The organism is Streptomyces sp. URMC 123 (assembly GCF_051386515.1).
Taxonomy (GTDB): Bacteria; Actinomycetota; Actinomycetes; order Streptomycetales; family Streptomycetaceae; genus Streptomyces.
In genome coordinates this window covers 1-4,226 of record NZ_JBPQTV010000449.1, presented here as the reverse complement: position 1 = coordinate 4,226, position 4,226 = coordinate 1, and the positions used below count along the sequence as shown (strand labels likewise).

General features: G+C 75.9%; 5 protein-coding genes and 1 pseudogene. 4 read left to right on the top strand and 2 right to left on the bottom strand.

Features of this window, described 5'->3' with window-relative positions:
• Positions 1-255: 255 nt before the first annotated feature.
• Complete coding sequence (locus tag ACSNOD_RS29110) at positions 256-462, bottom strand: hypothetical protein (RefSeq protein WP_436770065.1); 207 nt, start codon at positions 460-462, stop codon at positions 256-258.
• Positions 463-875: 413 nt separating this feature from the next.
• Here ACSNOD_RS29110 and ACSNOD_RS29105 point away from each other — a divergent pair, with 413 nt between their 5' ends.
• The 4 genes from ACSNOD_RS29105 (at position 876) to ACSNOD_RS29090 (ending at position 3,837) form a co-directional block, all read left to right on the top strand.
• Complete coding sequence (locus ACSNOD_RS29105) at positions 876-2,297, top strand: pectate lyase family protein (protein ID WP_436770064.1); 1,422 nt, start codon at positions 876-878, stop codon at positions 2,295-2,297.
• A gap of 88 nt (positions 2,298-2,385) precedes the next feature.
• Positions 2,386-2,913: a SigE family RNA polymerase sigma factor gene (locus ACSNOD_RS29100; RefSeq protein WP_436770063.1), complete on the top strand. Its 528-nt coding sequence runs from the start codon at positions 2,386-2,388 to the stop codon at positions 2,911-2,913.
• The gene (locus tag ACSNOD_RS29095) at positions 2,910-3,626 is read left to right on the top strand and encodes a hypothetical protein (RefSeq protein WP_436770062.1); all 717 of its coding nucleotides are present in this window, start codon (positions 2,910-2,912) and stop codon (positions 3,624-3,626) included. The genes ACSNOD_RS29100 and ACSNOD_RS29095 overlap by 4 nt, the downstream gene beginning before the upstream one ends.
• 79 nt (positions 3,627-3,705) lie before the next feature.
• Entirely contained in the window at positions 3,706-3,837 is a 132-nt protein-coding gene (locus ACSNOD_RS29090) for a hypothetical protein (protein WP_436770061.1), read from the top strand.
• A 44-nt stretch (positions 3,838-3,881) separates the two neighbouring features.
• Here the strand turns inward: ACSNOD_RS29090 and ACSNOD_RS29085 are convergent.
• Positions 3,882-4,226, bottom strand: a pseudogene (locus tag ACSNOD_RS29085) (EamA family transporter RarD); the annotation flags it as partial.

Here is a 4,226-nt window from a genome sequence, read left to right as displayed (position 1 = left end):
GCTCACGCTCCAACGCCCTGCGGCGTGAGGGGCCGCAGGGCGTTGGAGCGTGAGCTGATTGACGTGAGCATGATGGTCGGATGTCGTTGACTTCGAGTCAAGGGTGAATTCCGGACTGGATGTCACGGATATCGGTCACATGGACCTGAAGTGGTTGCGCGCGGCGCGTCGCGTGGGCCGCGGGGCCGGCGGGACGGCGCGCGTTGGCGTGGCCCGCGCTCAGCGGGGCCCGTGCCTTTGGGCGCCGACCGGCTCTCAGGGAGCGGTGGTGACCGGCGGCAAGGCGTCGCCCTCGCCGTCGCGGAAGGCGGGGGCCACCGCGGGGGAGCCGTTGGCGGGGCGCCCGGCCGGGTGCCCGGAGGCGTCCCCTCCCGCGCACTGGGAGATGGCGGCGAGGAGGCCCAGCGCGAGGAGGCCTGCCGCGACAGCGATCCTTGCCCTCGACGCCGAGGCCCTGTTCATCGACCCGCCCCTCATCCGTCCACCCGTCGTCGGAACTCTGCCACCGGTAAGGGGAGGGGGAATCTTCATTTGAGCGAATCCAGAGGTTCGCCGAGCGCGTGCGCCACGGCGTTCCGCCGCTCCGAACAGCCGGCCGCGCCCGGGAGCGCGGCTCGCCCCGACCGCGTACGAAGGGCCCCGCCGCCCCGGGTGTGCCGCGGGTCACAGCAACCCTTTTCCGTGCGGCGGCAACAAGGGGGTGCGCCGAAACCGCGCACCGACCGGGGACACGGCCACGCCGTACGGCGCCACGGCCACGGCCGACCGCCACGGCACCCATGGCTCCCACGGCCGCACCGCCACGGCACCACGGCCGCACCGCCACGGCCGACCCGCGCCCCCACCGGTCGGCCCGTCAGGAAGGAAGCACGCTCATGTCACCCACCCCCCACCGCCGCCGCCCCCGGCGCGCCCGCGCCTACGCGGCCGTCGTCGCCCCGGCCCTCGCCGCGGCCGCCTGCCTGAGCCTCGTGTCCTCGGCACCCACGGCGGAAGCCGCACCCGAAGCCCAAGCCGCACCCGAAGCCCGAGCGGCGCTCGCTGCCGGAGCGGCCCCCACCGGCCTCGCCCGGGCCACCCTGCGCGCCGGTGACGGCTGGGCCGCCGAGGGGGCCGGGACCAAGGGCGGGAGCGCGGCCGACCCGGCGCACCTCTTCACCGTCACCACCCGCGCCCAACTGGCCGCGGCCCTGCGCGCCGGGCCGGCCGGCGCGCCGCGCGTCATCCAGGTCAAGGGCGTCATCGACGCCAACACCGACGACGCCGGCCGTCCGCTCCGCTGTGACGACTACGCGGCGGGCACCGGCTACTCGACCGCCGCCTATCTGAAGGCATACGACCCGGCCACCTGGGGACGGTCGAAGCGGCCGTCCGGCGCGCAGGAGAAGGCACGTGCGGCGGCCCAGGCCGAGCAGGCCGCCCGGGTCGTTCTCGACGTCCCCTCCCGCACCACGATCGTCGGCCTCCCCGGCACCGGGGCGACGATCCGGGGCGGCAGCCTCCAGGTCCGGGGCGCCGACGACGTCATCATCCGCAACCTCACCTTCGCCGACACCCGGGACTGCTTCCCGCAGTGGGACCCCACCGACGGCGAGGACGGCAACTGGAACTCCGCCTACGACGCGGTCAGCCTGCGCGGCGCCACGCACGTCTGGGCCGACCACAACACCTTCACCGACAGCCCCGGCCTCGACCGCGCCAACCCGCGCCACTACGGGCGCGAGTACCAGGTCCACGACGGCGCCCTGGACATCACCAACGCCTCCGACCTGGTCACCGTCTCGTACAACCGGTTCAGCGACCACGACAAGACCATGCTGATCGGCAGCAGCGACAAGGACACCAAGCTGCGCGTCACCCTGCACCACAACGTCTTCGAGGGCGTCACCCAGCGGGCCCCGCTGGTCCGCGTCGGCCGGACCCACCTCTACAACAACCTCTTCCTGACCGCCCCGCGCAACGGCTACACCCACCAGTACAGCGTCAACACTCGTGCCGGTGCGCAGGTGGTGGCCGAGGCCAACCACTGGGTGCTGTCGAAGGACCGCAAGGTCGCGCAGATACTGAGCGGTGACGGCACGGGCGCGTTCGCGGGCAGCGGCAACCTGGTCAACGGCGCCGAGACCGACCTGGTGGGTGCCCACAACGCGGCCCACCCGAAGAAGCGGATCAAGCCCACCGCGGACTGGAGGCCCGCCCTGACCACCGGCCGCGAACCGAGTGCCGCCGGCCTGCCCGCCACGCTGCCGCGGACCGCGGGCGCGGGCCTGCTCACATCCGCGGGGACGCTCCCGTAGGGCGACCGCACGGCCACGACCGCACGACCGCGCGCCCACTGAGCCATCGGCCCCGCCCTCCCGCACCCCCAAGGAGAGACCCTCGGACATGGCCGTCTCCGACGCTTCCGCGGAGTTCCACGAGTTCTTCGAGCTCCACTACCGGGAACTCGCCCGCTTCGCCCACCTCCTGACCGGTGAGGCGGACGGCGCCGACGACCTCGCCGCCGAGGCGCTGGTGGCCCTCTGGCACCGCTGGGACCGCCTGCGGACCGCCGAGCACCCGGCGGCGTACGCCCGGGGCGTGGTGGCCAACATGGCGCGCCGCCGCGTCCGCAGCGCCGTGCGGGAACGCCGCCGCGTCGCGCTGTTCTGGTCGAACCGTCCGGCGTGGGCGGACGCCCCGGACCTGGCCGCCGTCGTCGATGTGCGCCAGGCACTCGCGCGGCTGCCCTTCCGCAAGCGCGCCTGTGTCGTCCTGCGGCACGCGCTCGACCTGTCCGAGAAGGAGACCGCCCTGGCGCTGGGGGTCTCGGTGGGGACGGTCAAGAGTCAGACGTCCAGGGGCATGGCCGAACTGGAGCGGCTGCTCGGCGGGCGTGCCGCCGGCGAGCTGGTGGCGAGGAGGACGCGATGAACGACGACGTGAAGGCGGAACTGCGGAGGGCCGCCGAGGCCCACCGGCCCGACCGTGCCCGCATGCTCGCGCGGGTCCGGCACGGCATGGCGGCGCCGAGGGAGGCCGGCGCCGCGCGCGCCCGCCGCCGTACGGCCCCGGCCTCGCCGCGGATCGCCCTCGCGGCCCTGGCCGTGACGGGGGTCGTCGCCGTGGCGGGGTACGGGGTCGCCGCCACCGTACGGGACCACGCGCACCGGCCGGTGGCCCCGGGCGCCACCGCGCACGCCCCGGCCGCTCCCGGGCCGTCGGCGCCGACCGCCGGCACGCGCCCCGACGGCGGCCGGGTGCTCCGGGCGGAGGGCGCCGTCGACCCGCACAGCAACGCCTACTGGGCGCAGAGCAACCTCACCGTCGAGGCCGGGGAGCCGCTGACCGCGCTCGTCGTCGAACTGCGCGTCGCGCGGACCGACGGTGTGGCGACCACGGGCCACTGGCAGACCCGGCCGGCCGAGGACTTCGACGTCTCGGTACGCGAGGAGGGCGGCGTCCTGCGCTACCGCTGGGCCCTCAAACCGGGCCGCACCGTCCCCCCGGGGCGCCATGTCTTCGCCGGCCAGTACAACCACGCGGAGGGCGAGCGCGCCGCCACGGCGGACACGTACCGGGTGACGGCCCGCGCGGGGGGCACACCGCACGCGACGGAGGGTGGCTTCAGGGGGGGGCGATCGTAACGGCGGCGCCCGGCGCCCCCTGACCACCTACCCGGCGGGGTGAACGCCTGCGGGGGCGAACCCCTGCCGGGAGCACGGGATGGCCGAGGGCGCCCGCCGGTGGTTGCTGGAGGAGACCGAGGCGGTCACCACCGCCGAGTTCCGCAACTGGGCGGCCGGCCTGCGCGCCGCGCAGCCGGGCCCGGCCTCGGGCGGCCGGCCGCTCCCGTAGGCCTTATGCGGGCCGGGGGTGGGCGACCTCACGGGCCGGGAGCCTTACGGGCGCGGCGCCGGGCCCGGGGCCTCCGCCGCCGGGTTCGCGGCACTGCTCGCGGCCGTCGTCGCCACACCCGTACCCGCACCCGCACCCGCCCCCGTGGGGCCCGCGCGGTCCGCCGACGCGCCCGCCTTCGCCGACGCCGCCCGCAGGGCACCCCGCGCGCGGCGCGCCGTCCGCAGCGCGTCCCAGGTCAGCAGCGCGAGCGCCAGCCACACCAGGGCGAAGCCCGCCCACCGCTCCGGCGGCATCGCCTCGTGGAACACGGCGACGCCGAGGACGAACTGGAACGTCGGCGCCAGATACTGCAGCAGCCCCATCGTCGACAGCGGCAGCCGCACCGC

Bases quoted from the DNA above. Each gene is read 5' to 3' on its own strand.
- ACSNOD_RS29100 (WP_436770063.1), top strand. From the start codon at position 2,386: ATGGCCGTCTCCGACGCTTCCGCGGAGTTCCACGAGTTCTTCGAGCTC.
- ACSNOD_RS29095 (WP_436770062.1), top strand. From the start codon at position 2,910: ATGAACGACGACGTGAAGGCGGAACTGCGGAGGGCCGCCGAGGCCCAC.
- ACSNOD_RS29110 (WP_436770065.1), bottom strand. From the start codon at position 462: ATGAACAGGGCCTCGGCGTCGAGGGCAAGGATCGCTGTCGCGGCAGGC.
- ACSNOD_RS29090 (WP_436770061.1), top strand. From the start codon at position 3,706: ATGGCCGAGGGCGCCCGCCGGTGGTTGCTGGAGGAGACCGAGGCGGTC.
- ACSNOD_RS29105 (WP_436770064.1), top strand. From the start codon at position 876: ATGTCACCCACCCCCCACCGCCGCCGCCCCCGGCGCGCCCGCGCCTAC.